Below are 26,386 nucleotides of genomic sequence, written 5' to 3'. Positions count from 1 at the left end.
TTTATTGCTTAATCCGTGACTATTTTAGTGATTATTAAGCCTTTATTATTGTATAGAAGCTTTACATCATATACTTTTTCTTTAGCCGTAGTGAATTCGAATAAAGTTTCAGTATTACCTTCCACCTCCTTTATTTGTTTTATCTTATACTTCTTCACAAAGCCATACGGTTTCACCTTATTCATAATTAATTGATCCATCTCTTCCGGGCTTTCTCCATTTGGACCTTCAATTATTTCAGGAGCTCCCTTAACCCCAAAGGCTTCAGGTGAAAAGTAGCTAAACAAAGAATATCCATCTACGACCGATTTACCGAACTCTTCAGCCCTACTCTTTACGTCCACTTCAGGAAGTTCATGTAAAAATGTAGAAAGGGGCTCTTGAGACTCATTATTAGTAGTCTCAACTTGATGTTTTTCATGTCTTACTTCACCAATTTTTACTGCAGCTGTAATGATCAAGGTTGTCGTAACTATAAATGTACCGATTAAAATCAAAATAAATCGTTTGTACCCCATCAAAACAGCCCCTTTACTACTAGTTCTGGATTAATTGCATTCTTTTTATCGACAGTCCAAGCTGGAGAATGTACTTCAAAGTGTAAGTGTGGGAAAGTGGACCATGGAACCCCGGGCGTATTTCCTACCATTCCAATTTTTTGCCCCTGCTTGACACTCATTCCTGTTTTAACCAACGGCGTGTAAGCTAGGTGAGCATATACCGATTCAAAACTCTTACCTTTTACCTTGTGCTTGATATACACTACATTTCCGTAAGACGATGAGTATTCTGCTCTAGTTACTTTGCCTGCAGCAATCGAATAAATTCCAATTTTCCCTTCATCTGCCCAAGAATGAACGTTCAAATCAACACCTGCATGCCAGGCTGGCGACCTGAATTGGTGCCAAGTACCTTTAGTGTAGGTATCTTTTGGCATAGGTGAAATGAAATCACCTTTACCAGCGATGAAATCTCCACCCATCGAATCACACGATGCTTTACCAGGGTTGTTATAATACTTCAACACCATCATGGCATGTTGAGGTGTACCGTGTACTCCATCACCACATCCTAGTTGAGTTGGGTGTGACGAACACCAGTATTTAGAAAACTCTTGCGCTTTTTCTAGTGTATATTTGTTTCCGTGCGACTTAATCCAAGGTAAAAATGCGCCACCGAAGTTATAGGTTTGAACGGCGATCATCATGTCACCTCCAGCCTTTTGGATTGATGCTTTCCACTCTTGTACACCTGCTTGGATCGAGTATTCAGCATCCTGAATACCGTTAGGCCCTTTAGGATATCGCGTGTTATATGGTCCTTCTGAGGATTGCATTGGATCCGTTCCCATTCCTGAACTTTCCTGTTGCATCATGGCCATAAGCCATCCTGTGTACTGTTCTACTCCGTATTTCTTTGCATACTTTTCAATGAGCGACTTATAGCCCTTCACGTTATCTGTAACGCCTTTAGCACTACCTCCAGGGGCAACATCACCAATACAAAGACCAATCCCTCCTGATACTGATTGGAGATCAGGATACATCTCCATGAGCATCCCACTATCCAGAATACGCTTGACGTCTCTTTTCATCACTTTAGTAAACTTTGCGAGATCCATAGCTTCGTCTACACCATGTGAAGACATCGATACTCTATAAGTTGATTTAGCACCAATTTCCCTTAGCGATTCTGCTATGTTCTTTGTGCTACTACCACTACTTTTTATAAACGATAAGATTTGATTCTTACCTTTGTATTTTTTTTTCGATACTACTTTTTCTATTGTTCCTCCGCCTTTGATACACTCACCTTTCTTATTTTTCTTTTCGCATTTAACACTCTCTACCTTTAGCTTTTCTACACTCAACTCTATAAAATACAATGCTGCTTCTTCTGGATCACCTTTATCGAGATCATTATCAAAACGCACCATATCAAACGCAATGAGTTCTTGCCAATCTATACCGAACTCACTAGCTACATTGGCATATTCTTTAACTTTAGCTTCCTCTCCCCCAGGCATAAAACCTGTAAAGACAAGAAAAGGCACAGTAAGAATAATCGCTAAGATTATACCCACTGCGCCCGCCAGCTCTTTCCAATGCTTAAGTGCAAAAGAAGCTAGTTTAATTTTTAGCATCATAAAGTCGTCTCCTCAGCTAATTATTATTAGGCTGCAGGATCTGAAGTGAAGATTTACTATTCAGTGTCAGAATCACTTTCGACATAAAAAATCCATTCATTTAGTCGGAAGAATTCTTTTTCCTGTTCAGTAAATTGAGTGGAGAAGTATATCCAAGCAAATAGCTCAATCAATTCTGCTTGTTTTAAGCCAAAATGCTTTGCATATACTTTCATTTCATCAAAAACGCCATCTTTAAAATCATGTCCCATTCGTTCTTTTCGTACACCGGTTGTCGGTGGGGCAATTATTTTATGATTTCGTTCCTTGATTTCTTTAACCACTCCAAGACCGTTATCAAAAATTTCATTCCATCCCATTTCCTTCTCTCTTAACTTACTTAAACCTCTAAGGTAATGGATGGGTAGGATTACTTCATTGCGTACCGCAAATGTTTTAAATGGCATATAGCATCCCTGTTCTTTCTAAAGATTTTCTTCGTGTACAGGTTATGAAGAAGAAGACTTTTCTAACTTCATAATGTCACAAAGTGATATAAAGATGCAATACGAACCAATAATTGGTAGTTGAAAATGCGTCTTTATTCGGTTTTAGAAGTCAGAACATACTTATTCCATTCAATGTCTTTAGGGATAGAGCCTTTATCTGCCTTTTTCCCACTCGTTCTATAGACTCCATCCTTCCAGGCACGCCACTTGAACCCTACTGGTTTTTGATTATTGCCTTTCATCACTTCTAATTCGATCCCTACATCTTGGGCTATTTCATTCCAAATTTTATACATTCTTATGTGTGTATATGTGTGTATGACTACAGGGTCACCTTTCAAATCTTTAGCTCTCATAAACGACTCAAGTCGTTTAAAATCACTCACAAGATCTTTTTTCCACCTTGCTGTTATTTCATCTGAGGTTATGCCTTTATCACGCATCTCTTTCATTTCTTCTTTTAAGTACAATTGATGGTGCATTTCATAACTTCCATCATTCAACTTACGGAAATCTAGTTTTTTAATTCCCAACTCTTTTCTAAGCTGTTTTCCTTCTTTTTTATAATCTACTTTTTTATAGATTCTTAAATACAAGATAGTGCATACTACCACATAACATATCGATCCATAAAAAATCACATCAGATATTTTTGATACTGGACTTGTCAATGATTCAGTTATAAACCTTGTAGAAAACATTCCAATAAATGCTATAGTGACTCCTATTGCAAAAACCCACCTCGCTTCAAGCCATCTACGTTCTTCTTTTCTTAAATCTTCAGTAGTCCATACTTTGCTCATACCAAAATCCCCCTTGCTAAAAGTGTTAAGATTGCTCCTAAACACATATTAACAGCACCCGGCCAATTTTCGAAAATGACTTCCTTTCCTAACGGCGCACCAGGAGTAAGTACTAGGATAAGTTGCTCTCTTTGTTGTTTCAAAGCATTAAGAAATCCTTCTTTTCTGATCCATGAGATCCATCCGATTCCTAACTGCAGTAGATACGTAATTACACAAAATACTAAGGTTTGATGAATCAAATTATCATTTGTAAATGATGTAATCCAAACGCTCATAACCACAAACATTTTTGTATCACCTGGGCTAGAAGTTCTCATTTTTTCAATGATTATCCCAAAAATTAAAGCAATAAGCATGACAAATAAAACAATTAAACTATTAGGATGAACGTAATCAAAGTAGAAGAGTCCTAAGATAAGAAATACTACATGCTGAACATTAGAGGTTCTTCGAAATTTGATATCCGTATACAGGTTGTAAATCGTATAGTAGCTAAATAATAAACAAGCACCAATTAATAAAATGAGATTGAGTGTGGCGCTTTCGAACAAAATATTTATACGTACGTGTTCTATAGGGAATCTGATCATCTAAATAAAACCTCGCTGACTCCCATTTTCCTAGCATGTAATGTGAAATCCATATTCGATATTCCAATCAAGTTAAATATTTCATACCTATAGGTTCCTTCGATTTCAAAGTACAACCCTTGATTGTGTTGGACCTTCCCTTGTGTATAGGAAATCTTGTAGTTCTCTAGTCCATCTTCTTTCATGCGTGTTTTAATTTGTCCTACGATTGAGTGAGTAACTCCTTCGTATTCATAATCAAATCCGCCCTGTCTTTCTGCTAATTCCACTGCATCATTTGCTAAGTTCTGAACCTTCGTTTTCTCATTGCTCATAATTATTCCTTCAGGAATCAATAGACTAAAAAGAATGAACATTGTAATCAAGATTGCTGTTGTTGCTGTGTTTTGCAAAGTACATCCTCCCCTTACTTAATAAGAAGCAAGAGAAGAAGTACTCTTCTTCTCTTGTCTTACTCGTTACAGTTCATTGATTATTTAGTCCAAGTACCAGGATCGAATTTATTAGATGTATCTTTTAATTTCGTACCGTGATTCGTAAATGACGTTTGTAGCGCTGTATAGATCAATCCAACAGCCATGACTGCTGCGAAGATTCCACCTACAATCCACATTCCTGTCTCTGAAGAGTTTTGCGAAACCTCTGAAGCAGTCCATTTAGGAGCAAGCGTTTTTGATAGCACTAGCGTTAGCGTTAATACTGTTAAGATAATCATTAAATTCATTTCTATCATCCTTTTCAATTTAATTTTTTTGATATTTTAATTGAAGTTTTTTTATTTAGACCAAGTACCAGGATCGAACTTATTAGATGTGTCTTTTAATTTCGTACCGTGATTCGTGAATGACGTTTGTAGCGCTGTATAGATCAATCCAACAGCCATGACTGCTGCGAAGATTCCACCTACGATCCACATTCCCGTTTCTGATGAGTTCTGCGATACCTCTGAGGCTGTCCACTTAGGAGCAAGTGTTTTTGCTAGCGCTAGCGTTAGCGTTAATACTGTTAAGATAATCATTAAATTCATTTCTATCTCTCCATTCAATTAAGTTGAGTAAGTTACATAGATAACATTGACTGATTAAAGGTCACATACAAAATTACCAGTGGATAAAGAAGAATTAGCATAACTACAGCAAAGTTCCATTTAGAAAACGCCATAGGTTTAGTAGAAATAAGGTACTTGTAATTCTCACGAAGAAGTTTATCCATAAGTTTAATTTGGTCATCTAAGATCATTTGAGCCCCTTCTTTATTTACCTCTGTAGCTTGCTTGATAGCAATTACGAAGGTATGAGCTTCAGCAATCTCTAGTTTCTGTGCAAACTCTTTTAAAACTAAATCATCACCGGGTCTTGTTTCTAAGTTCATTGCAAGTTCTTCAACAAAGGGTCTTAGATATGGCCCAGCATATTCAACCGATTTTTTTATTGCTTTCGTAGATGTATAGTTTTTTAAAAGAGTAGCAACAATCTTTAAATACCCTGGTAGCTCAAGTCTCCTATTCGTAATTGCCGACCTCATATTTTGGCGTAACTGAAAGTTCGGATAGAAGTACAAGAATGGAGAAACACACGCTAAAATCTTAAACATTAGTGCACCTGTTAAAGTCATACACAGTAAAGATAACGTAGTAGGTACCACTGCATAAAGAATTTTAATCTGTCTAAATTTCTTTACGTCAAGTTGCATTCCAGCGTATCTTAGCTTGTCTTCTAATTCTCTTATTTTCTGATTTGTCACTCCTGCTTTTTGACTATTTGTATTGAAAATATTTTCCTGATCATCACCTCCTTCCAAGAGTATTTCTGTAGCTGTTATTCCATCATTAGGAGTGACAATGTAGTAAATTGCTACAGATACAACTACAAACAACAGAATTGAAAGAAATATTAGCATTTTTTCACCCCCTCTTACTTCTCTGCCATTGGATTAAAGTTAGAAAGTTTTCTAACGATGAAATATATTCCTATGACAGCTAAAAAATTGAATGCAATCACTGCTCTACCTTCAAATGTTTGGGTTAGCGCATCAGCCATTTTTGGCATGAAATTAAACAACAAAGGTACTAATAAGACAAATGCAGCATTCTGGTAATAAGCTCTTTTTTCTCTAACCAAATTAGTTTTCAATTCTGCAATAAGAGTTTTTTCGGACTCAATGTCGTTCACTATATCAGCTAAAATTTTATAAGAATCTGTACCACCATCCCGATCAGCTATATCGAGCTGATCTACATAAAACTTCAGCATTTTGAACGGGTATTTCTCTACAAAGTCCTCAAATGATTTTCGAATTCCGACACCAGAAGAAATACTTACTATAATCTTGTCGATATCATCTTGAATCGTATAATGCTGGAGACTCTTGATTTCTTTTAAAGCTTTAACAGATTGATGAGTAACAAGTAGAGTTGAAGTAAAGGCACTCAAGAAAATCAGTAGTCTATCAAGCAAGATCACTCGTTGTTTCTGCTTCTTTCGATTTACCATGATTCTTGGAACGACAATTCCAAGCAATCCTAAAGGAAGCATTAACTCATTCTTACCAAACGAGAAGTAAAAGAATAACGAGATTGTAGTCACTGATAATATTGTTATTCCCAACCATTTCAAAGGGGTTAAGTTCCATTCATAGAACAGAGCTTCTTCCCTCAGTTTTTTAGGGCTTAAGGTAAACTTTGAGTATCGATTTTTCAACTCATAATTTTGCACTTTATAGGAACTTTGATTCTCGACCAGTAAATCAGCAATATTACTATTCGGTTGAAAAACGAATCGAATAAATGTGTATATGATCAAAAAAAGAATAGCTGTTAGAATCCAGTCCATTTATCACCTCACCTCCTTAAAATTTATGTTAAGCTGCTGTACAGTTCTGGATTCGCTAATGATCTAGATAGCTTTTTCTTCAAACGTTCCGATAACTTATTTCTTATGATGTGTACACCATTTAAATTCTCAACTTTTCCTTCAGTATTAAATTGAAAATCGTCTTTGTTATAATCAAAACCGAATAAATCGTTTAATATTACTTGGCCACTTCCATAATCAAATTTAGCGATTTCAGATACCTGAGTAAAATAACGGTTATGGTCTTCTAATTTTTCTAAAACAACAATTAAATCAAAAGCTCCAGCTATAGATTGTAGAATATCTGTTCCACTTAAATTAACACCTGATCGTAGACACATCTTTTTGAGACGTTGAAGAGCTTCTTCACTACTTTCAGCATGAATTGACGTGAATCCACTATGTCCTGATTCAAAAAATTCTATCATTTGCATAGCTTCTTCTCCCCGACTTTCTCCGACAATGATTCTTCGAGGATGCTGTCGTAGTCCCAGTTTCAAACCTATACTGTATGGAATATCAGTTTCTTGGTTACCAGTCATACGACATTCAAAAGTGTAGAAGTGTTTAGAGGGATACAATTCATGTAAGAACAACTCAGGATCATCTTCTGCGACTAAAGTTCGTTCATTATCGGGAATATGCTGGGCTAGGTGTTTGATAAATTCTGTCTTCCCTGTACCAGTACCACCCACAATAAGAATTTTAAGCTTCGCTTGAACTGCAGCCTTAAAGAAGTCTAATTCTTCCAACGAAGCTTGATTGGTACGTAACATTCTTTCTCGAGTTGCTCTAAGTTCTGAAGAACTTTTTCGTATTGAAATAGAGGTTCCGATTCCAGAAATATCTGATTTCATTATGTTCAATCGCAATCTAGGAAGAGCTGCATCCGTATATGGCTTTGCAGTTGTTAAAGTAGACTCCGTAACGTTTACTAATCTATATGCAAGTCTTAAAATTTCCTCTTCGCTTGAGAATGTGATTTTTTCATCGGTATAAGGATCCTTAAAGATAGTGTCTCCGTTTGGACCAATATATCGAATCGAACTCACTCCGTTAACGAATATATCAGTAATATCATCTCGATCAATAAGTGGCTGGATGATACCAAATCCAGTTATTTCATCAAGTATTGTACTTACAAGTTCCTGGTGATCAATGTTAGGAATAGCAATACCATTCCTTTGAATGAACTCTGAAATTCTTGAGTTTAATTTTTGTCTCTTCTCCTTATCAAGAAATGACGATTCTAACAATGACTTATTTGTCTCAATGAGATACTTTCTAACCCTTTCTACAGATTCTTCAATTAGGTCTTGTTCTTTTTCTCCTAATAATTTTGTCTTACTTTGTTTGTCAGCATAGGACATCTCAAAGAAATCAATTTTATTGGCTGATTGATTTACGCCCTTCGATGGATTTAACAAATCAATTTTTGTACTAATTTTTCTCACCTCTGTTATTTATTTAATCCTAGAAGAGTTAGTAACCCCCCCTTATTTCTTGACTTATCTTGATATCCAACACCTTGAACCCCAATGTGATTCTGTAGAATTTGGATTTTGACATTGATTAAATCACTACCAATTTTAAGTAGCCATTCTTCTCTAGAACGTAATGGATCATATGGAATCGGAATATAAGGTGTATCGTTAATAAGTTCGTAGATGTTTCCTTGATAATCTTTTTCATGTTTATTGATGACTAATATTTCTTTAAATTCCAGCGAATTTTCCTTTAACCATATCTTTTCATTTCTGTATTCAATGACTGATTTCGGAGTATTATCTACTACATTGATAACTTCATCGGATGCACTTAAAATCGGATAGGATGTGAACTCGTCTAATTCAGTTGGAACATCAATTACAATATAGTCGTATGGTAATTCTTTAAGTGTATTCATGAATTTTTCAATCCATTGACTAGGGTTCTCTAGCTTAATTTGATCCAGTTTACCTTGATAACGTGGAACAACTAGTACGTCCATTCCGTTTAATTGAGCAGCAAGTTTTTTATTATCAACGTCTTCAGGACTAGCAATAAAATTAGTGATTTTGTAGCTCTCGTTCCCTTGATTGACAAGGTTCAAAAAGTTCTTTGTACTGTGTGATACACCAGTATTAGCAGCAAAAGATGGACTAATTAGGTTCGCTTCTACAAGCAAGACTTTTTGTTTTAAAACAGCAGTTTCCTTAGCAAATGTTGCTGCTAAAGTTGAGGCTCCTGCTCCCCTAGTGACACTTCTAAAAGCAATAATTGTTGGCATAATTATCCTCCTTATTTTTTCACCTGACTAAATTCTCTACCTAGACTAAGTTGTGCTTTAACGAGATCACTAATTTTGTTTTTAGACTTTTCTTCAATGTATTTTAAAATTACAGTCTGATCTGATACTTGATTAAATGATGTGATTAGACTTTTATCATTTTTCTGCTCAACATTCTGAGTTGCGACCGGCATGATCGTACCTAGATTTTTAGCACGATTTAAGTACTGTAGTTGTGCCGGAGTGACTGCCAATGTGTACAGTCTTGCCGCACTTTTGACTTCTCTTGTTTCACCTTCTGAATCTTGCTCCTCTCGAAAAGCATCATTTGTTTCATTATCTTTTACACTAGTAACTCTTACTTGAGGAAATAGACCACCAAACAAAACACTTTTACTGCTAACATCAGTCATTAATTCTCCCTGCGAACCCTCTACATTTAAGAAATATAGATCTACAAAAGTACCAGGGACAATTGAATTTCCTGAACTAGTTTCTAGATCTACCAGTAAAGGAAAAGCGACTTCACCCTCTTGTAAAGATAGGATTGCTGAATCAGGAAGTTTGTTTTTGCTCTTGACATTGTTCTTAAGGAAAAAACTATTAGCAGAAATCCCAAAACCTTCTGTAGTGTACTTTCCTACAACCTCTTCCTTACTTAAATATGCGTTAGGAGGGATAGCGTTACCTGGTACCTCTCGCTCAAAAATCATTTCTTCCGTAATTTTTGTATGTGGTTGAATATCGTTTTTAACTAGAACAATCTTAGTAGGATTAACAGCTGTTTCCACTGCATAAGCATTGTATGCGTACATGGATCCAACTACTGTTAATGAGAGTGCAGCTGCTATGATTTTTCGTTTAGTCTGCTTTTTGATTTTTTTCAATCTAAGTTCCCCCCTGGAATCTTCAGCTTACTTCGTGCTTCATAAATAACAATATTTTTAGACAGTATACTTACCTCTTCTTCTTGATCTTTAGTAATACGCTTAAATGTAGAATCGTTTACAACCTCCCCCTCGACGGCTATCATCGCTGGGGAAGTGTTTACTTTGACGATTTTAAAGTTTCGTTTACTACCCTCATAATTGAAATCATTATTTAAGGCATAATCTTTTTGATACTCTTGACTAAACTTCACGGGATCGATTTCAATCATTTCATTAACCCTTAAAGTACCTTTGTTTATCGATTTTTGAATGGATGATTCTGAAGCTTGTTTAACTGCGTCACGATTATCAATCATACTTGCATTCAAAACGATAGAGTCAATTTGAAAGGCAAAACACATGGTGAATAGAGTTACAACTAAACCAAACCAAGTCATTTTACTCATAAGTTTGCTCCTTTAACCCAGTCAACCAAACCACTAATAATATTGCTCTTACCGGTCCAGTCCCATCCGTTTCCTGTAGGAAACGGTTTACTCGGTGAAACGGATCTACGAACGAAGTCATCCATGGCGGTACCTTTAATCTCTACTTCACTTGTAAGGCATAAGCCGAGCTCATTTACTCCGCCTCGTCCTACGTTTACTTCAAAAGGATATTTACCGTCTTTTTGTTCGAAATTTGAATACCATTTTCGTCCACCATTAATTAGTTCTTCTGATGATTGCGCTGGATTGTTAGTATTAAACACAACGCCTGAATTTCTTGTTACATATACAGTTTTTGGTACGAATCGAGCAAACTGACCTGTATCTGTGATTCTTTCGAGAGCTTGCATAGTGTCCAATTCATTAGGTGAATATTCATATTGAACTGCTGCGTTCTTCGCTGTACCGTTATACAATGGTTGATATTCATTGAAGTATTGAGTATCAACTGTATACGTGAACCCATATCCAGCTCTTAACTTTGCAGGAAACACACTATTTATGGATCCTCTTAATGTCTCGGTATACGTTCTGTCTCCTAAAATAGAGTCGCTTATAGTGATTACTGGACCACTAGCTTCAGAACTTGGTCCACACATACCAACTTCCCTTGAAGGTGTGAATATCGTCGTTTCACGAACATTATTTGCGTAAACGTCTTCCACGCCGTCAACATATTCTTCATAAGTTCCGTCTTCATTGATTTCTGCCACTACAGTTGCTTCATCCTCTACCTTCCAAGATAAACTTACTGTTTTCCGTTCTCCTTCCTTCAACGAAACATGCGTTTCGCTTTTCACATCGTTGTTCACTTTTAGCGTTAAATTAGGATTAGTGGTGCTATATTTAGATTCATCAGCATTGACTTCATCCAATTCTTTCTCGTAGTGATCAATCCACTGATCGGTTTGACCAATATCGCATTCTAAATCGTTGATTTGAGTCTGCTTGCTGTTAACAGCTGCTTGAGCAGCATTGACTTCAGCAGCGTTTACGACAGTTTTAGTCGTACACTGTTCTTTGCCATTTCCATCAATTACACAGCTTTCTACTTCATCACCTTTTTTAGCATCAGCTAACTTCTTGTTTAACGTGACTAACTCTGATTGATACTGTGCCTTTTTTAGTTCTTGACTTGACTTAGTTGCTTTTTTTGAAGATAAGTCTTTGTTAATTGCATTTTTTGCTTTTAATCGATTCGCTGCATAATTAGCTCTGTAAACCGAAATCGGTGTTGTAGTCATGGAATTTGATTCCGTAGTTTTGGTTTCAAGCCGTTCAACTGATAAATCTAACTCATAGTCATATCGATATTCTGGAGGATCTATATCTTCAATTTGGCATGTGCCTGGTTTAGGTGGCGGAACGCTTTTAGGACTCCAGATTAAGCTAGCGCTAGCACTATTGTTAGCATAATTCTCCTCTGTCATGTCCTTGCTTCCATTAGGGTTAAACTCTGCAGTAAACTTAAGCACGCCCGCCCACGTCGTGGTTATATTCGGATTGAATCCGTAAGACTTGCTATATACTGTTCCATACGGGAATGACTTACCGTACTTTGGTAATGTTGCTGTTGATAATGTTCCACTTTTGGAAACAGCTTTTCCCTTTGCATCTATTCCATCAAAATTCCATCTCACACTCCAAGGTACTGCTACTTTTGAAGTTACGATTTGTTTATCTGGCGATGCATTCTGAACTTTGAATGTAAGGTTTACGTTATTTGATGATCGAGAAGCTGTCAGTGAATTAGCTTTCATATCGGGTTCTGGACACTCTGGGAAGTCTAGTGCTTTAACGATGTATGCCTGATACCAATATATCCCTGAATTCGGATCTCGATATTGTGTGACTGCTAACCCGGCCTCATATCCTCTTCGAATACTTTGAATTCGAATTCTAGCTTCGTCTTCGTTTTTTAACCACCAAGATCCAGATTTATAATCGAGCAACTTTTTCCCTAACCAAGAAAAGTAACCCATTGTTTTAACAGCTTCATCATAAAGACTTCCTCTTGGAGAGTAGAAAACATCTTTCATTGCATAAGCGTACTTTACTCGTGTTGCATAGTTTTCAGACTTTAAGAATAGATCGGCATCAAATTTACTGATACCGATATATTCAGGATAGTCTTCATTAATCATCAGTCCGCCATAGCGAGAATAACCAAGGTATCGCCACTGTCCACCTGAGTAATCATTTCCATAGCTACTGTCATTGACATCTTTAGGAGTTCCATAAATCAATAGTCTATACTTTCGTGAAAGACTCGGATTTAAGCTATATGTCTTCCCACCTATTCTGTTTGAGACTGTAGGTACACCAATACTTTTTACGTATGATAGCCAGTCTGTATCACCACATGCCTGAATCGCTAAGGCTGAATAACCGGAATTCGTATTTTGAACAGCTGCTCCAATTGTTCGATAAGTAGCAAATACTGTAGGTTGTTTACTTTCAGTAACGATTACTTCTCCGTTATGATCTGAATCGATGAGTTTAACTACTTTCCCACTATCAGATGTGATCATTTTTCCTTCTAGGTCTTTCCATGAATGAATAGGAACTCTTCCTTTAGTCCTACTTACTGTCGAATCAAGAAAAGATTTTATGCCGTTACTCTCAATAAATTCAACATCTTGAATGTTGACTGCATTTTGTTCATTATCACCTACACTGACTGTGTTAGCTTCTGCAACAGAGGTACTTGTCAGCAAAAACATAGTCAATAAAATAAGCGGTACTTTCTTCAGCTTCATTCAGAATCCCCCGATATGCTTATTTCTCAAAACGAATACTTCCAGCGTTGAAAGTGACCTTATAGCCATCAACTTCATAAGGACCATAACCATCTCCACCGTAGTATTGACCGTCAAAGTATTTATTTACTACTGATTCATAGCCATTAGGTAGATATGGTTTTAACATGATTTTCATGATGTACTTACTTTCTTTAATTCGTAAATCACGTCCACTTGAGTAATACATTTTGAATTTTTGCGAGCCGTAGGCAAAATCGTAGGCAACCTTAACATCATCTAAAGATTCAAACCCATCTACAGTGTTTACCAAATTGATCACAGATCCGTTTGACTTAGCACCTAGAGCATCAGCGATTGCCTTTGTTTCTTTCACTTTTGTTTCGTAAGAAAATGAGTTTGAGATTTTTACTTTATTGACTTCATCAAATTTCAATGCTAAAGCATAGCTACCAGTTTGCAGCTCATATCCCGATACATTGCTTGGTTTATCAGATGTATCTTTTGGAGGAGTTGTAGGTTTCGAAGGAACTGTAGGTTTTGAAGAAATGACAGCCTTTTTAATATCTGACGATTTGATAAAGTGATACGATTTTTGGAACAGAATTTTTGAGAAGCCATTGCTAGTACCATAGACTCCTACCTTCGTTCCTTTTTTCAGTGTACCTACCGCCTTGTATTTAGTTGATGCACCAGTTCGTACATATGCTTTAGTCGAAATTACAGAAGCGTAATACTGAACTTTAAGAGTTGTTGAAGTCTTTTTTGTATATTTTGAAGAAATGTAACCAGTTTTACCTTTGTACTTGATTGTGTACCAGCCTGATTTTGACCCGATTACTGTCACTTTAATTCCTTTAGCAAGTTGCCCCAACTTTTTAGATGACACAGATCTTGATTGGCGTACATTCAAAGCCTCAGTAGTAGTAACTGAAAATTGCTTAAACATACTGACTGATTCATTCTTTCTGATGTACTTAGCTGAAACGTATGCAGTTTTTCCCTTATACGAGATCTTATACCAGTCATCTTTACTTCCAGTTACCGTAACTGCAGTATTTTTTTTAAGAAGACCTAATTTCTTATATTTCGTGCTTGGGCCACTCCGTACATTTAAATCTGCAGTAGACGTACCTTTAAACTGTTTGAAAGTAGCTGCTTCTACTTTTCGTACTTGGCCAGGAGCATTCTCGAGAATGCTTACACTAGGTACTCCAGATAAAAATACTGTAGCTGCGATCACTGCTGATAAACTCTTTTTCATAAAATATTCCTCCCTATGATATAGGTGATTAAATGCTTTTATCCGCTTTTCTTCCTATATATATGATAACAATTAAACTAAATAAAGTAAATTCCTTCACTTGACAATGAGGTCAATCAGTTTTTCAAGAACGGTATTCTTATTTTTCTTCTTTTTCTTGGTTCTCGCGCATCTTGGTAAATAGGAATACTCATTATCTTTGAAAGGTTATTTAGACCTTGGATAAATGCATCATCTATATCATCGGTTGAATTTAGAAGAAGTTGGTTCTTTAACGATCTTTTATAAATAATCTCTGAATCCAAAATTGGTAAGAAGACATAATTTTCGAATCCATTGTTACTTGCAAATTCATCAGAAATTAGATCATGTGACTTATTTATTACGTAGATGACCTCTACACCTTTTTTGCTTAGTAAGTCTATTTGCTTCTTTCGTTCTCTGCATTCCCAGAGCCCGTTAATTTCTGGTTCTAACACAACAATTAACTTTCTAACATCCTGCATGATTTGTGGTCTTTCGAAATAGCTATCACCGACATCAATCAAGTTAAGACCTTGTTTCACCTTTATTAGTAACTTTAAGAAATCCACATCCTCAAAGGAAATTTCCCTATAGCTTGTTTTGAGATCCCACTTAATTTTTTTATACTCGTAAGGCTGGTAGTATGTATCTCCGTCTCCATCGATTATGGAACTTGGTAATTCATAGTGATTACCTGTGGAGTACAAAAAAGTAGGTTTATTGAAAGGTGATTCAGTTACCCTTATATCGAAGTCCATATCAGCTAAAAATTTAGCTAAAGATTGCGTTACTAAGCTTGTTCCTGCCCTTCGAGTAAGGTTAACTACAAACCAACTGCTAGACTCTACATTAATGACTTTAGTCTTCACTACTTCTTTGACAATAATTTTTTCTTTAACCTTAATCTCTTTAGAGTTATCTGCAATTTCCGGTTCTTCGTAATCTGCAAGCATCTCTGAACGTTCCATACTGCTTTTCCATCGTATAGCATCGGCTAATGTCTTTCGCTCTTCAATGGCTGCTGTTAACTTGTATTGATTCATTTCATATATTTCTTGATAGTCTTGACCAGTAGGATCTTGAAGGGAAACAATATCGTAAATACCAGAAGATATAAGTAGACTAAGCGTTTTATCTCCGACCTTAAGATCAATTCCAACTGTTATGATACGAGTAGATGGTTTATTCAATACGATATTAATTATTCCTTTTGTAAGAGCTTGTTCTGAGGCACAAGTAAGATCAATCAAAACATAATTTAGTGTTACTCTCGAAACCTTAGTACATGCATTTAAAAACTCGGTATCACCAAACTCGTCAATAGCCTCAAAGACTAATTCTTCTTCGGAAACAGACTTAAACAGATGATTATTTCTTGGACTAGAAATTATTCCGTACATATTGCTCCCCCTTTCGATCAGATAAATTGATTAGGTGACTCTTTATACTCTTTTAATTTTTTTAAAGTGATTACTTTAATGATTTGTGTGATTGATAGGCCGTAATCTCTAGCTATATTCTCAAGCTCAAATTTTTGATCCATCGTAAACTTGATACAGCAGTTATAGTCTTGTTCTTTTGATTTGATCATTTTGGTCATCCCCTTATTTAACGTCCACCTCCAGCCCCAAATAGCTCAAGTTCTTCTTGAGTGACGTCTATTTTTAAATGCAATCTTTTACTTCCTGCCACAAATAGAGCTTCCCCACGTCTACCATCTGCTAATGTTTGTACCTCTCTTTCAGAAAGCGACATAAGCTTTTGTAACGCTTCGATATCCTTATCCCCTTGACCCATAATGAATTTATAGACCGGGTTATCAATCAACGCTTGACCATATCTTTGAACTGAAGGATCCAGCATATCCACTAAGTTATGAAAAATTGACATCAATCCACCTTCACGTTTACGAATACGTTTAGAAGTATTTCGTAAAAATTGTAGTGGCTGCGGATGATCTGGATCAGCTAACAAGTATGTTTCATCGACAGCAATAAATACTCGTTCGTCCTTATCTCTACTCACTTCATCCCAAACCCAACCTAAAATATTATAAAATTGTGCTCTCATAGTTCGTTCATCTGCCTCAAGGAGTTTATTTATATTTAGAACAATGAAGTCACTTTCAGCTTTAATTGTCGTTGGTCCGTTCCACAAAAATGAGTCGGCCCCGATTGCGCTTGATCGCAATCGCATCGCTAGCGTTTTCCACTCTTTTTCTGACTCATTTTTAGAGGAATCATTTTCAGTGTTCGTTTTAGAAGTCTCTAAAATCAATTCGTATAACTCTTCTAGAGTTGGCCAGTCTTCATTTGATATAGATGTAGGTTCGGTAGTCCAAGAGATGCCCTTACTCTTATAAAGGACTTCTAATGCTCTTTCTAGTAAAACCTCTTCTAAAACCGTCATGTCTTTCAAGTACATTCTGAAGAATGATCGTAGAACCTGAAAATGTTGTGCTAGAGGACCACGTTTAGCTTTCCCATCATCTACTTTATCTTCAAACAGTGGATCACTTTCTTCATCGTCATCAGCTGGTACTGCTCTAACTTGTAAGGGATTAATTCGTCCTTTAGGATCTCCTGCAGCGTCAATATACTGCCCTCCAAGGTTCTTACATAAGTCTCCATATTCATTTTCAGGGTCGATTACGATTACTTTAGAACCTTGAGCCCACTCATTAGCTAATATTTTTTTTACTAAGGTTGATTTACCTACACCAGGCTTTCCGATAACAGTAACGTTACTGTTCGTTCTGTCTGACTGTCGAACCCAAAAATCTGTTAATACAATTCCTCCAGCTGTATCTGTACCTAACAAAATCCCTTTACCATCATTTAGTCCAGAAAATACAAAGGGATAACTTGCAGCAGCAGTTTTGGCGGTCATGTTTCGTTGTCCGATTGCAGTGATATTTTTCGGTACCATCTCCCAAGGAGTAAGTCCTTTTAAGCAATCTTCTTGTCTAAGAATCGGCGTTCGTGCTCTAAGTCCGCCTGCAGCTAACTCTGCTTCAACTCGTCTACACCGTACTTCTAAGGATTCATCATTCTCAGCACCTACTAAAAGCAAGGTAGTTAAATTAAGAACACTTTGTTGATCTCTATCGATATCTTTTAATAACTGCTGTACATCCTCTAGTTGGTCTTTTGTTCGTTGTTGTTCAAATGGATTTTTGACTTCCATTAGTCGAGATGACAACTCACCACTAGAACGTCTAATTTCTTTTACAAGTTCAAAGGGGTCTGTAGGATCAATTTGAATTGACACTGTCACACCCTCCATATTCGAGACTCGAGACAACCAAGCAGCCGACACCTGGTTAGGATATTGCGTGATGACATAAGTGCGCTGTACCCGATCTCCCCATACAACTTTCTTAGGCTTAAATTCAATCACCATTGGAGAAATTTGCTCAATCAATGGCGACGTTTGTTCTACTTTTTTTGCCATCTTCACTTACCCTCCACATAGTTAGTAAAATACGGTCCATTGTCTTGTGGGGCTCTTTCATAAGCTGCTTGTTGAGGATTCGCAAAAATGAATAAGAGGTCCCTGATTTCTTGATTGGTACATAGATGCCCACCTAATCCAGCTGAAGTTAAATTAGCAGCAATTTCCTTAGTTCTTCTAATCAATGTATTTTTTTCATACTCTGGATTTGTCGAAATGTCTCCCTCTAGTAGGAGGTAGAATTGCTGTTCAACTGCTTCACCACCAGAAGCCATGATGGCTGCATGTGACATTGCATTACTTAACAGCCTTTTCTTCATACCAATTGATTCTTGAGATTGTTTTACTTTCAATTGCTCGATGAAACCATCCAAATCTACAGGTCGCGCGATTGAAAAAATTTTATACCTAGTATCGATTCCATTCATGACCTCAAAAAGTTGACGAATTCTCATGTCTTTTTCGGTCTTTGATAAAAGTGACATATTTACTGCTCCAACCCTAATCAGTGCAATTACTTTTTGATCTTTTTTTATAATCAGATTGTCATTTACATCAGAAATATTGAACCAATTTTGAGCATTTTGCTTATTACTGTTCATCTCAATCTTATTTTTTTCTTCAGTCGTTACTTTTTTTCTTTTAAGTGTAAAAATATTTATTCACCTCTATCGAGTTTCGAATATAGATACTTTCTAGGTCTTTTTAGAAAATCTTTATAATACTGAACAAACTTTATGACCGATACACCTTCTCTTGGATCTTCGACAACAAGTAAGAACGAAACACCACCAAAAACTAGAACGACCAGTGCCTTTACCAATCCTTTAACATCAATAATTAGATCTACAGTTGAAATGATAATCAGTCCAACTATTCCGGCAATTAGGATTGCGATAATCTCTCGCAACCCTACACCGAAAATTTCAAATCTAGCTTTAATGTTTTTAGGAATGATGTATTTCGTTTCAGTTTGTTGGTTCACCATTTTTTCGAAATCGAAATTCATGATTCACCTCATTTTTTCATGACCATTCTTGAGACCGCCATCATGCTAAATTGTTGACCACTACTTGAGCCCATCTTTCCTGTACCTGTAGAGTGAATATGTTCTTTAAGGATCGTCGGTACTTTTACAGCCACAATCAATACACCAAAGAACAAACAAAATCCTAATAATGCTTCTTCTGGCCCCTTAAACATGGTCTGCAAAGATTCAAATCCTATTTTTATGAGCAATAGCTGCGAAGCTTGTGCTAGTGATATCGCTAGCAGTTGTCTCCACCATGAGGAATACATCTCACTATTAGGGTTCATTAGAGAGACAGCCATGAAACAACCAGCGACAGCTAAAAATGCTAATTCTGCTGCTCGGATCGATGCCTGAATAACAATAATAAACATTAAAATTACGATGGAGATTACCATTACTAAGATAAATAACGGCAAGTATTGTAATGCTGAGAACGCTTTTAACATGTCTTTGAGCGATCCTTTACCTGCTGGACTACCGAAACCGCCACCTTCTAGTTTGGCTACGTCTATAGCTAAAGTAGTTCCAAACTTGTAGATAGTGGTTACTATCCAAGGAACACTCATGATTACAGCTACCGATTTAACCACTCGAATGAGTATTTTTGCCGGATCAGCAACTTCATCACCAGATTCTTGAAGGATGTAACGGAATAACATCTCTTTTGCTAAAACAACAGATAAAAGAGTTATTCCTATTCCTTGAGCGTATATGATCGAATCTACGACGATATCCATCTCTAGAATCTTTATTCCAGATCCACCTATTTGAGCGAGTAACACTAAAATAAAGTCAATAGCTCCATCAATCCAGTCTTCAAACAGCGTGTTAATTGCTTTCGAAAGGAAACCGCCCATCTTAAGCGTAGTACGTTACGATAATCGCAATTAATGATACAGCTGATAGACAGATCGCAAGTCCGATAAATACATTCTTCATTTGCTTTTTAATTTCGTTTCGTGAACCTGGATCATCAGTCATAGCATATTTAAGCCCTAGTCCAATCATGATAAATCCTGCTACCGCTCCAGCAATACCGACAATCCAACCACCAGCATCACCCAAGAGTGTTTTCGTATTTGAGAACAAAGAAGGTGTACCCTTCTTTGCAGCTGCTTCTGCTAAAGGACTTGTAAGGAATAAAATCATCATAGCTAGTGATAAAGTGACCAATGCGTTCAGATTCTTTTTAATTTTCTTTCCCACCACATTAATTTGATTGCTCTTCTTGAAGTTCATCTACTTCAATTCCTCCTTCTAATTCTCGAATTTTTTCTAATACTGATTTTTCTTTCTTCATACTTTCCGTTTTCACTTCCAATTCTTTTTCTACTACCTTGATAACCTTAGGTAGACTTTCGGCATTCCTCCTTTCAATAATTACTGGTTTGTGATTATTAAATTCCTTCATTGCTGACCATTCTGATATATCAGGAGCAGTCAACTTGGAAGGAAATTGACCTGATCTTAATACAAGTGTCATTCCAGTTGGCCATCTTTCGATTTCATCAGGTAAAAGTAATGAGCGACTTGTTAAGCTAGTACTCGTCGTTCCACTAGGCTCTAAATTTTTGTAGTTATTAGACACGCTATTAGTCGAAATAGTATACTTACCTGTTTTTTCTGAAATGGCTTTAGCCGTATCTAAATCAGTCGTTCTTAGGAAAATCCAAACTAAGCAGTTTCCGGTGATAGTTTTTGCAGCATCTCCATAAGTTGTTTTCAATTGATTCAAATCTTGAAGGGCTAAAGTGAATCTCATACCACGACCAGCTGCAACAGTAATTTTGGTATCAAATTTTGAAATTTGAGGCATATTCCCGAACTCATCTAAGAAGAAATTCACTTGAACGGGTAACCTTCCGCCAAAGTGGTTAGCTTCTTTTACTAATTTTGAATAGAGTTGGTCGATGTATAAACTTGCTAATAAATGTCTTGAAGTCGTTTCATCAGGAATTACTAAGAAAACAACGGACTTTACTGTTCCTATATCTTCGAGACGATGATCATTCTCCTCTGTCATTAAGGCAATGTTAGGATCCGAGAACAATAACAGGTTAGATGCTGCACCGCTAAAGAAGCTCCCTCGTTGCCTAGATGGCGCTAAGGCTGCAACTGTGAATGCATCTCTTGCAGGATGATCATGATTAAGTTCCATCATTAGATTGTTAAGAGGAATGTATTCTTCAGAAGTTTCTGGATCGACGATTGGTTGACCGTAGTCACGTAACAATCTAAATACAGAAATCAAGTTTTGTTTTGCTGGGTTAGTCTCTTCAATTGCTACGTACATAATCAGTGCTGTAGTTACTGACAGCTCACCATTCGCCCAAATTGGATCTCCTTTTCGTTCTTTTTGGAATACAATCATGTAAGCTAGATCTCGCGCACGCTCAGTAGCTAGTGCCATTTGATCTTGTTTAGACAATTCGGGATCATTAAGGGCTTCTACGACCGTTTGCATAGGGTTCCATGTATTACTCTTTTTTCCGGGATCTCTTAAATCGATTTTTATTACCTTGTATCCTTCATTTTTCAAATATCCACTTGTAAGGCTAAACAATTCACCTTTTGGATCCGTTATGACCATACTCTCGCCAGCTTTACCTGTTAAATAAATTGAAGGCATTAACGACTTACGAGACTTACCTGACCGGGTAGATCCTAAAAGTAAGGTATGCGATGCATCGTGAACGTAATATGCTCTTTGGGTTTTGGTGTCCATGCCTAGAACCACTCCACCTGACTTTGGGCTAGTTCCATTTGTCATGATCCACGTACCATTAGATTTCTGCATTTCTTTATCAGTAGAGAAACGAGCAGTTCCAAACTGTCCTTTACCAGTCGCTTCAGGTCCACCTAACCCTTTCAATTTTTCGTTCTTTATTTTTATTGGTCCCATTAAAAATAAAGAAAGTGTGAACAATAAGACTGGAGCCTGAACGTACATAAATAATCTCAGTGTCACTTCAGAGTCAAGCATGAGAAACCACGATTCTACAAGATCAATTGACGAAGCCCACTTTTTAATGGTCTCAACAGGATTGCTCTCAATGTACTCAGGAATAAGTAAAAGAGATGGAATAAACATTACATCTGCTATCGCTATTGCTAGCACTACGAATATTTTCGCTTTTAACATGAATCACCTTACCTTTCTCGTGAGTTCTTTCTCTCGTTATTCTTTTCTTTCATCAGCCTTCTCCGAAGACTTCTTTGAGCTTCGTACTCCGATTGGTTGATTTCATCTCGAAGCCCTTTAAATGCGCCTTTCCACAAATCAGTAATTACACTTATCTGTACACTTTCTTTTGGGTAGTTATAAACATCTTTTAGACCACTTAATTTTAGATCTGAGAGCATGTATCTATACTCTTGCTTACTGAGCGATACATTCCCTCCATATCTCTCCATTTCTACATTTCTACTATTTACAGCCTTTACTACAGCTTCAATATTTTTTTCGGGGACAAGACTTTGTGTATTTTTGTTCCATTTACTCAATACTGCAGTAGCTTGTTGTTCATTCATTCCACTTGATATGAGCACTGTAGCTGCTCTATTTAAAGTGGTGCGCTCAGTGTTTTTTAGCTCCCATTTAGCGTTGAGAGCATTTAAATTGATGCTTGCTTGGTTATTCTGTCCTTTTCGTTCCAGGAGTTGTTTCAAGTCTGGATTTTCTAACGTCACTTTTGAAATACCAGTGAGCTTTTGGAGCAACTTGATATGAGTTGGAGATATTGATTCGAGATTAATCTTATCCATCTTCAACTCAACTTCCTGAAGGACTTTAATTGCGCTCTCCCTGCTTGGACTAAACTCATATGTGTTTGAAAATGGATAGTTCATATTTAATCCAGATTCATTCTCAAGCTTAGTCCAAACATTTTGTCCGGCCATGAACTTTTGGGTCGCTACTTTACTAACTTGTTGATCAATCCAGTTAGATTGTGATTCAAAAGGTATTTTGTTTTTCTCTAAGCAATTTCTTAATACGGATAGTTGGTTGATTGGATCTATATTAGCTTCTTTCATGATAATCAATTGCTTGAACACCGTATTTCTCATGTCATGTTCAGACAAAATCATATTTGAAAGTGCATGAGTAAGTTCCTTTTTTTCAACTAAAAGTTCTACTTTTCGATCAACTTCGAATGGTGGATCACTTTTTAAATCTAAGGATCGTTTTAGCATCTCCCATTCGATTTTGCTTATGCTAGGTTTTCTACTTAAATCTGTTGAAGGTATCTCGAGATCAAATTTAGCTTTTAGAAACGGCGAATACGCTGCTAAGTCACTTACTTTAGACTCAACATTGGTTACGTCTACTTTATTAGCTGCTAAAAACTCATTAAGAGTTATTTCCATCCCAGCGTTCTCTTTTAGTTCTTCAAACACCTTAACCATTTCGTTCTTATTCAAGCCCTTATCTAGTAAAAGACTTTTCGTAACTTCAATTACTTGTTTCTCCAGTGACTTAATAAGAGTATTCGAGCTTAAAAGAGCCTGTTCAAACTCTAATACGTTTTTTTGCTTTACTTCGACACGATTTGATTTCCGATACAGATCAACCGATTTCAACACTTGATTTGCTAATCTCTTTTCTAAGTCTTTAAGAGTATTATTTGTAGAGTCCTCAATTTTTTGTGCATCTTTCAAATGAAATTTCGCTAACTTTTGAACGGCTTCAAGGTAATTAGTCATCTCAGATTTAAATTGAGGTTGGTCTAACATCCACTTCGAGAAGTTATTCAATTCTTCTTTAACCTCTTCAGGCATATATCCATATGCAAGTCGACCTTTAGTAGGAATCATCTCTGCAAGCTGATTAAATTCTGCATATACGGTTTTCAATTGTTTAGGATCTAGTTTAATTTCATTCGGAGTCTCATTCTCTTTTCCGACAAGACTTAGAATACTCTTATCTAGAAGCTGGTTTGCTACTTCTCCAATGTTGTCTCTGCTTATTGTTTTTAAAATATTTAGTTGTTGACGCTCTTCTTTAGCAATATGCTTCAAGAAAATATTTCGTACATTTCTCATTTCTTTACGATCTAGTTTTCCTTCTTCTTTTTGCGGATTTTTCTCCCACATCATCAGATGTACGTGAGGATGTCCTAATTCTTCATGATAAGCTGCTACCCATTTTCCATTGCTGCTACTGATCCCCATCTCTTTAAAGACCTGGTCAGTTGTAGCACGCATGAATCTCTCCCAATCACCTTTTTTTTCGAATCCGAGATTAGCGGCATCATCTCCCCGTAAAGAAACTATGTACTGCCATACAATCCCTTTATGCTTCGATAATTCATTTTGAATGGTAGTAAGTGAAATAAGTTCGTCCTGACTTTTTCCAAAAAGTCCATGCGATCCTGGTCTTTCAGATGCATATTTGACATGTCCTGCAGCAGTATCCGGTGAGAATTCGTCTAGTACGCTTTTCGTATTATTCATTACAGTGCCTGGTCTAGTTGCAATGTACGTGGCGTAATTGCGATTCAACTTTTGATTAGTTGCTGTAGGAGTTTTAAATCGCATTTTCACTATCAAAGGAGAATTCATTTAAGACCGCCTCCCATTACTGTCTCAAATGGTTTTTTTAGATCATCTACAGCTTTTACTCGTGCTTTAGTATACGAGCTCAAGACATCAAATGTCGTAGCCTCATCCAGGTACTCGATTAATAGATTTTGCGATACTCCTGAGAAGATAGCTCCTTTAGAAATTAATTTCGCTAATCGCTCAATTTTAGGATCCAGTGCATTATCGAGAGCCCTTGTTAAGTCTGCGACGATGGAGTCTTTAACTGACTCTTTTGTTTCGTTTTCGATGTACTGAAGACAAGCTTTCTCAATCAAGTTTGATCGGTTAATACCAAAATCCTCTGATAATTTGTCGATCTCCTCAACAACATTTTCAGGAAGATAAATGTGTACTCTTTTATTCACTGCATCACCTCCTTTCTATAGCTGTCACATGCCCAAAATGTTCTATCAGAACGATTAATTAAGTCCCAGCACACGATTTTTCTAATCGGTTGTTCTTTAGCACACAATCTAGCACAAGCTAGATTGGCTCAGTGACAGGCTTTGCCTGGCATCTGTAACAAGACGTGGCACACGTCTCTTATCCTGCCTATTTTTTTGGACTGATCTTTGTCCAAAAAAGGATCGTCACTTGATTTCTAGGGACGATTTGTTTTTGCGGTTTTAGTTTTTTCTAATGCTTTTTTCAAATCGATCTAACGCTAGTTTTGCTACATTTTCTTGTAAGTAAATCTGATCAAGATTGATTGATTCTCCATCAGGTCTTACTGAAGGTAACTCGCCTATCTCTCGTTCATTTGGAAGGGACACTCCAAATTTATGTGCCCATCCTTCTATAGTCCAACGTTGATTCCCCATAATCCCACTACCTAACTTTTGATTGATTTATTCGATAAAACTAACTGGTGGTTCTAAGTTGCTGTTAACAAAATTGATAAATACAATGATTGAGATCAAAAAAAAGATTCCGACCACAGTAGAACTGAGTATTGCTATAAATCTTCCGAAAATAAGTTGGGTCATCCAGTATGTTCCTTTTACAAACAAATAGGCGACTACCAACGCAACGAGTACATACAGTATTAATGCGATAATGTACAAATAAAATTCACCACCCAAAAGTATAATATTACATTAATAGCTATTTAAAAATGACTTTAGATGGATTTACATGGATAATCCATGACTTCTTTATCAGATTAAGGATAATTTAGAGTTTTGTAAAGCCCTATTATCTCATTTTTTTGAATTAATTTCCGATTTACCTACATTTAAAAACTTTTATTTAAACTATATTTAGTTTAAATAAAAACTATGAATATCGGTTTTATACCATTAAATCTTTAGTTTTTTATAATATAAAAGTGAATTCTAATAATTCAGTTATTATAAAAACCTATTTTAATTTTTTTATAGTTTTTAATTAAACTATTAAAAAACTTTTTATAAATTAATTAAAAACTATAAATAGGCTAAAAGTACTTATATAGCAAGTACTCTCAATTACTTTTTATAAATCTGTGTTGTAAAAAATCGCAATTGTTAAATGATCAATAAACGATATACAACGTGTGGGCAAAAAAAAAACGCTATTAGCGTTTTTTTATGATTTCTTTTGTTCTACTTTTTTAATCTCTTCTATTTTTTTAAACATCGTCTCCAGCAAAGCCGAATCGATTTTGTTTGAAGCCGTATTTTTTTTATTAGTAAATCTTGATGCTGCGTGAATTACAACTCCCATGCAGTATATCTCTCCTTTATTACGCTCCGTACTGCCT

Annotated in this window: 28 protein-coding genes; all 28 read right to left on the bottom strand. The window is 36.4% G+C overall.

Annotated elements, in window-relative coordinates; all coding sequences use genetic code 11:
- Window positions 1-8 precede the first annotated feature (8 nt).
- The gene (locus tag P402_RS0100595) at window positions 9-518 is read right to left on the bottom strand and encodes a hypothetical protein (RefSeq protein WP_026826967.1); all 510 of its coding nucleotides are present in this window, start codon (window positions 516-518) and stop codon (window positions 9-11) included.
- Window positions 518-2,146: a lysozyme family protein gene (locus P402_RS0100590; protein ID WP_026826966.1), complete on the bottom strand. Its 1,629-nt coding sequence runs from the start codon at window positions 2,144-2,146 to the stop codon at window positions 518-520. The genes P402_RS0100595 and P402_RS0100590 overlap by 1 nt, the downstream gene beginning before the upstream one ends.
- Window positions 2,147-2,202: 56 nt before the next feature.
- Window positions 2,203-2,592 carry a hypothetical protein gene (locus tag P402_RS0100585; protein WP_026826965.1) on the bottom strand — a complete coding sequence of 130 codons (390 nt, stop codon included), beginning with the start codon at window positions 2,590-2,592 and terminating at the stop codon, window positions 2,203-2,205.
- Window positions 2,593-2,726: 134 nt separating this feature from the next.
- Window positions 2,727-3,437, bottom strand: coding sequence for a hypothetical protein (locus P402_RS0100580; protein ID WP_026826964.1), 711 nt, complete (start codon window positions 3,435-3,437; stop codon window positions 2,727-2,729).
- Entirely contained in the window at window positions 3,434-4,030 is a 597-nt protein-coding gene (locus tag P402_RS0100575) for a hypothetical protein (protein WP_026826963.1), read from the bottom strand. Before P402_RS0100575 ends, P402_RS0100580 begins: the two co-directional genes overlap by 4 nt.
- Entirely contained in the window at window positions 4,027-4,422 is a 396-nt protein-coding gene (locus tag P402_RS0100570) for a DUF4320 family protein (RefSeq protein ID WP_026826962.1), read from the bottom strand. Before P402_RS0100570 ends, P402_RS0100575 begins: the two co-directional genes overlap by 4 nt.
- Window positions 4,423-4,502: 80 nt before the next feature.
- Window positions 4,503-4,754, bottom strand: coding sequence for a hypothetical protein (locus P402_RS0100565; protein WP_026826961.1), 252 nt, complete (start codon window positions 4,752-4,754; stop codon window positions 4,503-4,505).
- A 51-nt stretch (window positions 4,755-4,805) separates the two neighbouring features.
- Window positions 4,806-4,946 (bottom strand): hypothetical protein, encoded by a 141-nt coding sequence (locus P402_RS17100; protein ID WP_235188796.1) that lies wholly within the window; start codon window positions 4,944-4,946, stop codon window positions 4,806-4,808.
- 143 nt (window positions 4,947-5,089) lie between these two features.
- The gene (locus tag P402_RS16675) at window positions 5,090-5,905 is read right to left on the bottom strand and encodes a hypothetical protein (protein ID WP_152538808.1); all 816 of its coding nucleotides are present in this window, start codon (window positions 5,903-5,905) and stop codon (window positions 5,090-5,092) included.
- A 38-nt stretch (window positions 5,906-5,943) separates the two neighbouring features.
- Window positions 5,944-6,861 carry a hypothetical protein gene (locus P402_RS0100550; RefSeq protein ID WP_026826959.1) on the bottom strand — a complete coding sequence of 306 codons (918 nt, stop codon included), beginning with the start codon at window positions 6,859-6,861 and terminating at the stop codon, window positions 5,944-5,946.
- A gap of 23 nt (window positions 6,862-6,884) precedes the next feature.
- Window positions 6,885-8,336 carry a CpaF family protein gene (locus P402_RS0100545; protein WP_051525097.1) on the bottom strand — a complete coding sequence of 484 codons (1,452 nt, stop codon included), beginning with the start codon at window positions 8,334-8,336 and terminating at the stop codon, window positions 6,885-6,887.
- A gap of 5 nt (window positions 8,337-8,341) precedes the next feature.
- Window positions 8,342-9,151 (bottom strand): AAA family ATPase, encoded by an 810-nt coding sequence (locus P402_RS0100540; RefSeq protein WP_026826957.1) that lies wholly within the window; start codon window positions 9,149-9,151, stop codon window positions 8,342-8,344.
- Between the two features lie 11 nt (window positions 9,152-9,162).
- Window positions 9,163-10,038, bottom strand: a complete 876-nt coding sequence (cpaB, locus tag P402_RS0100535; protein ID WP_026826956.1) for a Flp pilus assembly protein CpaB — start codon at window positions 10,036-10,038, stop codon at window positions 9,163-9,165.
- Window positions 10,035-10,487, bottom strand: coding sequence for a hypothetical protein (locus P402_RS0100530; RefSeq protein WP_026826955.1), 453 nt, complete (start codon window positions 10,485-10,487; stop codon window positions 10,035-10,037). The genes cpaB and P402_RS0100530 overlap by 4 nt, the downstream gene beginning before the upstream one ends.
- Window positions 10,484-13,288 carry a hypothetical protein gene (locus P402_RS16670; protein ID WP_026826954.1) on the bottom strand — a complete coding sequence of 935 codons (2,805 nt, stop codon included), beginning with the start codon at window positions 13,286-13,288 and terminating at the stop codon, window positions 10,484-10,486. Before P402_RS16670 ends, P402_RS0100530 begins: the two co-directional genes overlap by 4 nt.
- Window positions 13,289-13,307: 19 nt before the next feature.
- A complete protein-coding gene (locus P402_RS16665; RefSeq protein WP_051525096.1) occupies window positions 13,308-14,552 on the bottom strand; it encodes an SH3 domain-containing protein in 1,245 nt (414 codons plus the stop codon).
- A gap of 116 nt (window positions 14,553-14,668) precedes the next feature.
- Window positions 14,669-15,976 carry a hypothetical protein gene (locus tag P402_RS0100515; protein ID WP_026826953.1) on the bottom strand — a complete coding sequence of 436 codons (1,308 nt, stop codon included), beginning with the start codon at window positions 15,974-15,976 and terminating at the stop codon, window positions 14,669-14,671.
- A 17-nt stretch (window positions 15,977-15,993) separates the two neighbouring features.
- Entirely contained in the window at window positions 15,994-16,167 is a 174-nt protein-coding gene (locus P402_RS16955) for a hypothetical protein (protein ID WP_160168599.1), read from the bottom strand.
- 17 nt (window positions 16,168-16,184) lie between these two features.
- Window positions 16,185-18,029 carry a VirB4 family type IV secretion system protein gene (locus P402_RS0100505; RefSeq protein ID WP_026826952.1) on the bottom strand — a complete coding sequence of 615 codons (1,845 nt, stop codon included), beginning with the start codon at window positions 18,027-18,029 and terminating at the stop codon, window positions 16,185-16,187.
- Window positions 18,030-18,031: 2 nt separating this feature from the next.
- On the bottom strand, window positions 18,032-18,631 hold the full coding sequence (locus P402_RS16065; RefSeq protein WP_051525095.1) for a hypothetical protein: 600 nt from the start codon (window positions 18,629-18,631) through the stop codon (window positions 18,032-18,034).
- A 56-nt stretch (window positions 18,632-18,687) separates the two neighbouring features.
- On the bottom strand, window positions 18,688-19,014 hold the full coding sequence (locus P402_RS0100495; protein ID WP_235188795.1) for a hypothetical protein: 327 nt from the start codon (window positions 19,012-19,014) through the stop codon (window positions 18,688-18,690).
- Window positions 19,015-19,046: 32 nt separating this feature from the next.
- Window positions 19,047-19,919 carry a conjugal transfer protein TrbL family protein gene (locus P402_RS16060; RefSeq protein ID WP_051525094.1) on the bottom strand — a complete coding sequence of 291 codons (873 nt, stop codon included), beginning with the start codon at window positions 19,917-19,919 and terminating at the stop codon, window positions 19,047-19,049.
- Between the two features lies 1 nt (window position 19,920).
- Complete coding sequence (locus tag P402_RS16055) at window positions 19,921-20,301, bottom strand: pilin (RefSeq protein ID WP_034769440.1); 381 nt, start codon at window positions 20,299-20,301, stop codon at window positions 19,921-19,923.
- Window positions 20,273-22,204 carry a VirD4-like conjugal transfer protein, CD1115 family gene (locus P402_RS16050; protein WP_051525093.1) on the bottom strand — a complete coding sequence of 644 codons (1,932 nt, stop codon included), beginning with the start codon at window positions 22,202-22,204 and terminating at the stop codon, window positions 20,273-20,275. The genes P402_RS16055 and P402_RS16050 overlap by 29 nt, the downstream gene beginning before the upstream one ends.
- 8 nt (window positions 22,205-22,212) lie before the next feature.
- Complete coding sequence (gene mobP3 / locus P402_RS0100475) at window positions 22,213-24,624, bottom strand: MobP3 family relaxase (protein ID WP_026826949.1); 2,412 nt, start codon at window positions 24,622-24,624, stop codon at window positions 22,213-22,215.
- Window positions 24,621-25,010: a CopG family transcriptional regulator gene (locus P402_RS0100470; protein WP_026826948.1), complete on the bottom strand. Its 390-nt coding sequence runs from the start codon at window positions 25,008-25,010 to the stop codon at window positions 24,621-24,623. The genes mobP3 and P402_RS0100470 overlap by 4 nt, the downstream gene beginning before the upstream one ends.
- A gap of 261 nt (window positions 25,011-25,271) precedes the next feature.
- Window positions 25,272-25,466 (bottom strand): hypothetical protein, encoded by a 195-nt coding sequence (locus P402_RS0100465; protein WP_026826947.1) that lies wholly within the window; start codon window positions 25,464-25,466, stop codon window positions 25,272-25,274.
- A 745-nt stretch (window positions 25,467-26,211) separates the two neighbouring features.
- Complete coding sequence (locus tag P402_RS16950) at window positions 26,212-26,349, bottom strand: hypothetical protein (RefSeq protein WP_160168598.1); 138 nt, start codon at window positions 26,347-26,349, stop codon at window positions 26,212-26,214.
- Window positions 26,350-26,386 lie beyond the last annotated feature (37 nt).

This window comes from Exiguobacterium sibiricum 7-3, from assembly GCF_000620865.1.
Taxonomy (GTDB): Bacteria; Bacillota; Bacilli; order Exiguobacteriales; family Exiguobacteriaceae; genus Exiguobacterium_A; species Exiguobacterium_A sibiricum_A.
This window is presented reverse-complemented; position numbering and strand designations above follow the sequence as displayed.

Coding starts and splice junctions, on each gene's coding strand:
- P402_RS0100595 (WP_026826967.1), bottom strand. CDS start 518: ATGGGGTACAAACGATTTATTTTGATTTTAATCGGTACATTTATAGTT.
- P402_RS0100590 (WP_026826966.1), bottom strand. CDS start 2,146: ATGATGCTAAAAATTAAACTAGCTTCTTTTGCACTTAAGCATTGGAAA.
- P402_RS0100585 (WP_026826965.1), bottom strand. CDS start 2,592: ATGCCATTTAAAACATTTGCGGTACGCAATGAAGTAATCCTACCCATC.
- P402_RS0100580 (WP_026826964.1), bottom strand. CDS start 3,437: ATGAGCAAAGTATGGACTACTGAAGATTTAAGAAAAGAAGAACGTAGA.
- P402_RS0100575 (WP_026826963.1), bottom strand. CDS start 4,030: ATGATCAGATTCCCTATAGAACACGTACGTATAAATATTTTGTTCGAA.
- P402_RS0100565 (WP_026826961.1), bottom strand. CDS start 4,754: ATGAATTTAATGATTATCTTAACAGTATTAACGCTAACGCTAGTGCTA.
- P402_RS17100 (WP_235188796.1), bottom strand. CDS start 4,946: ATGTGGATCGTAGGTGGAATCTTCGCAGCAGTCATGGCTGTTGGATTG.
- P402_RS0100550 (WP_026826959.1), bottom strand. CDS start 6,861: ATGGACTGGATTCTAACAGCTATTCTTTTTTTGATCATATACACATTT.
- P402_RS0100540 (WP_026826957.1), bottom strand. CDS start 9,151: ATGCCAACAATTATTGCTTTTAGAAGTGTCACTAGGGGAGCAGGAGCC.
- P402_RS0100530 (WP_026826955.1), bottom strand. CDS start 10,487: ATGAGTAAAATGACTTGGTTTGGTTTAGTTGTAACTCTATTCACCATG.
- P402_RS16670 (WP_026826954.1), bottom strand. CDS start 13,288: ATGAAGCTGAAGAAAGTACCGCTTATTTTATTGACTATGTTTTTGCTG.
- P402_RS16665 (WP_051525096.1), bottom strand. CDS start 14,552: ATGAAAAAGAGTTTATCAGCAGTGATCGCAGCTACAGTATTTTTATCT.
- P402_RS0100515 (WP_026826953.1), bottom strand. CDS start 15,976: ATGTACGGAATAATTTCTAGTCCAAGAAATAATCATCTGTTTAAGTCT.
- P402_RS16955 (WP_160168599.1), bottom strand. CDS start 16,167: ATGATCAAATCAAAAGAACAAGACTATAACTGCTGTATCAAGTTTACG.
- P402_RS0100505 (WP_026826952.1), bottom strand. CDS start 18,029: ATGGCAAAAAAAGTAGAACAAACGTCGCCATTGATTGAGCAAATTTCT.
- P402_RS16065 (WP_051525095.1), bottom strand. CDS start 18,631: ATGAACAGTAATAAGCAAAATGCTCAAAATTGGTTCAATATTTCTGAT.
- P402_RS16060 (WP_051525094.1), bottom strand. CDS start 19,919: ATGGGCGGTTTCCTTTCGAAAGCAATTAACACGCTGTTTGAAGACTGG.
- P402_RS16055 (WP_034769440.1), bottom strand. CDS start 20,301: ATGAACTTCAAGAAGAGCAATCAAATTAATGTGGTGGGAAAGAAAATT.
- P402_RS16050 (WP_051525093.1), bottom strand. CDS start 22,204: ATGTTAAAAGCGAAAATATTCGTAGTGCTAGCAATAGCGATAGCAGAT.
- mobP3 (WP_026826949.1), bottom strand. CDS start 24,624: ATGAATTCTCCTTTGATAGTGAAAATGCGATTTAAAACTCCTACAGCA.
- P402_RS0100465 (WP_026826947.1), bottom strand. CDS start 25,466: ATGGGGAATCAACGTTGGACTATAGAAGGATGGGCACATAAATTTGGA.
- P402_RS16950 (WP_160168598.1), bottom strand. CDS start 26,349: ATGGGAGTTGTAATTCACGCAGCATCAAGATTTACTAATAAAAAAAAT.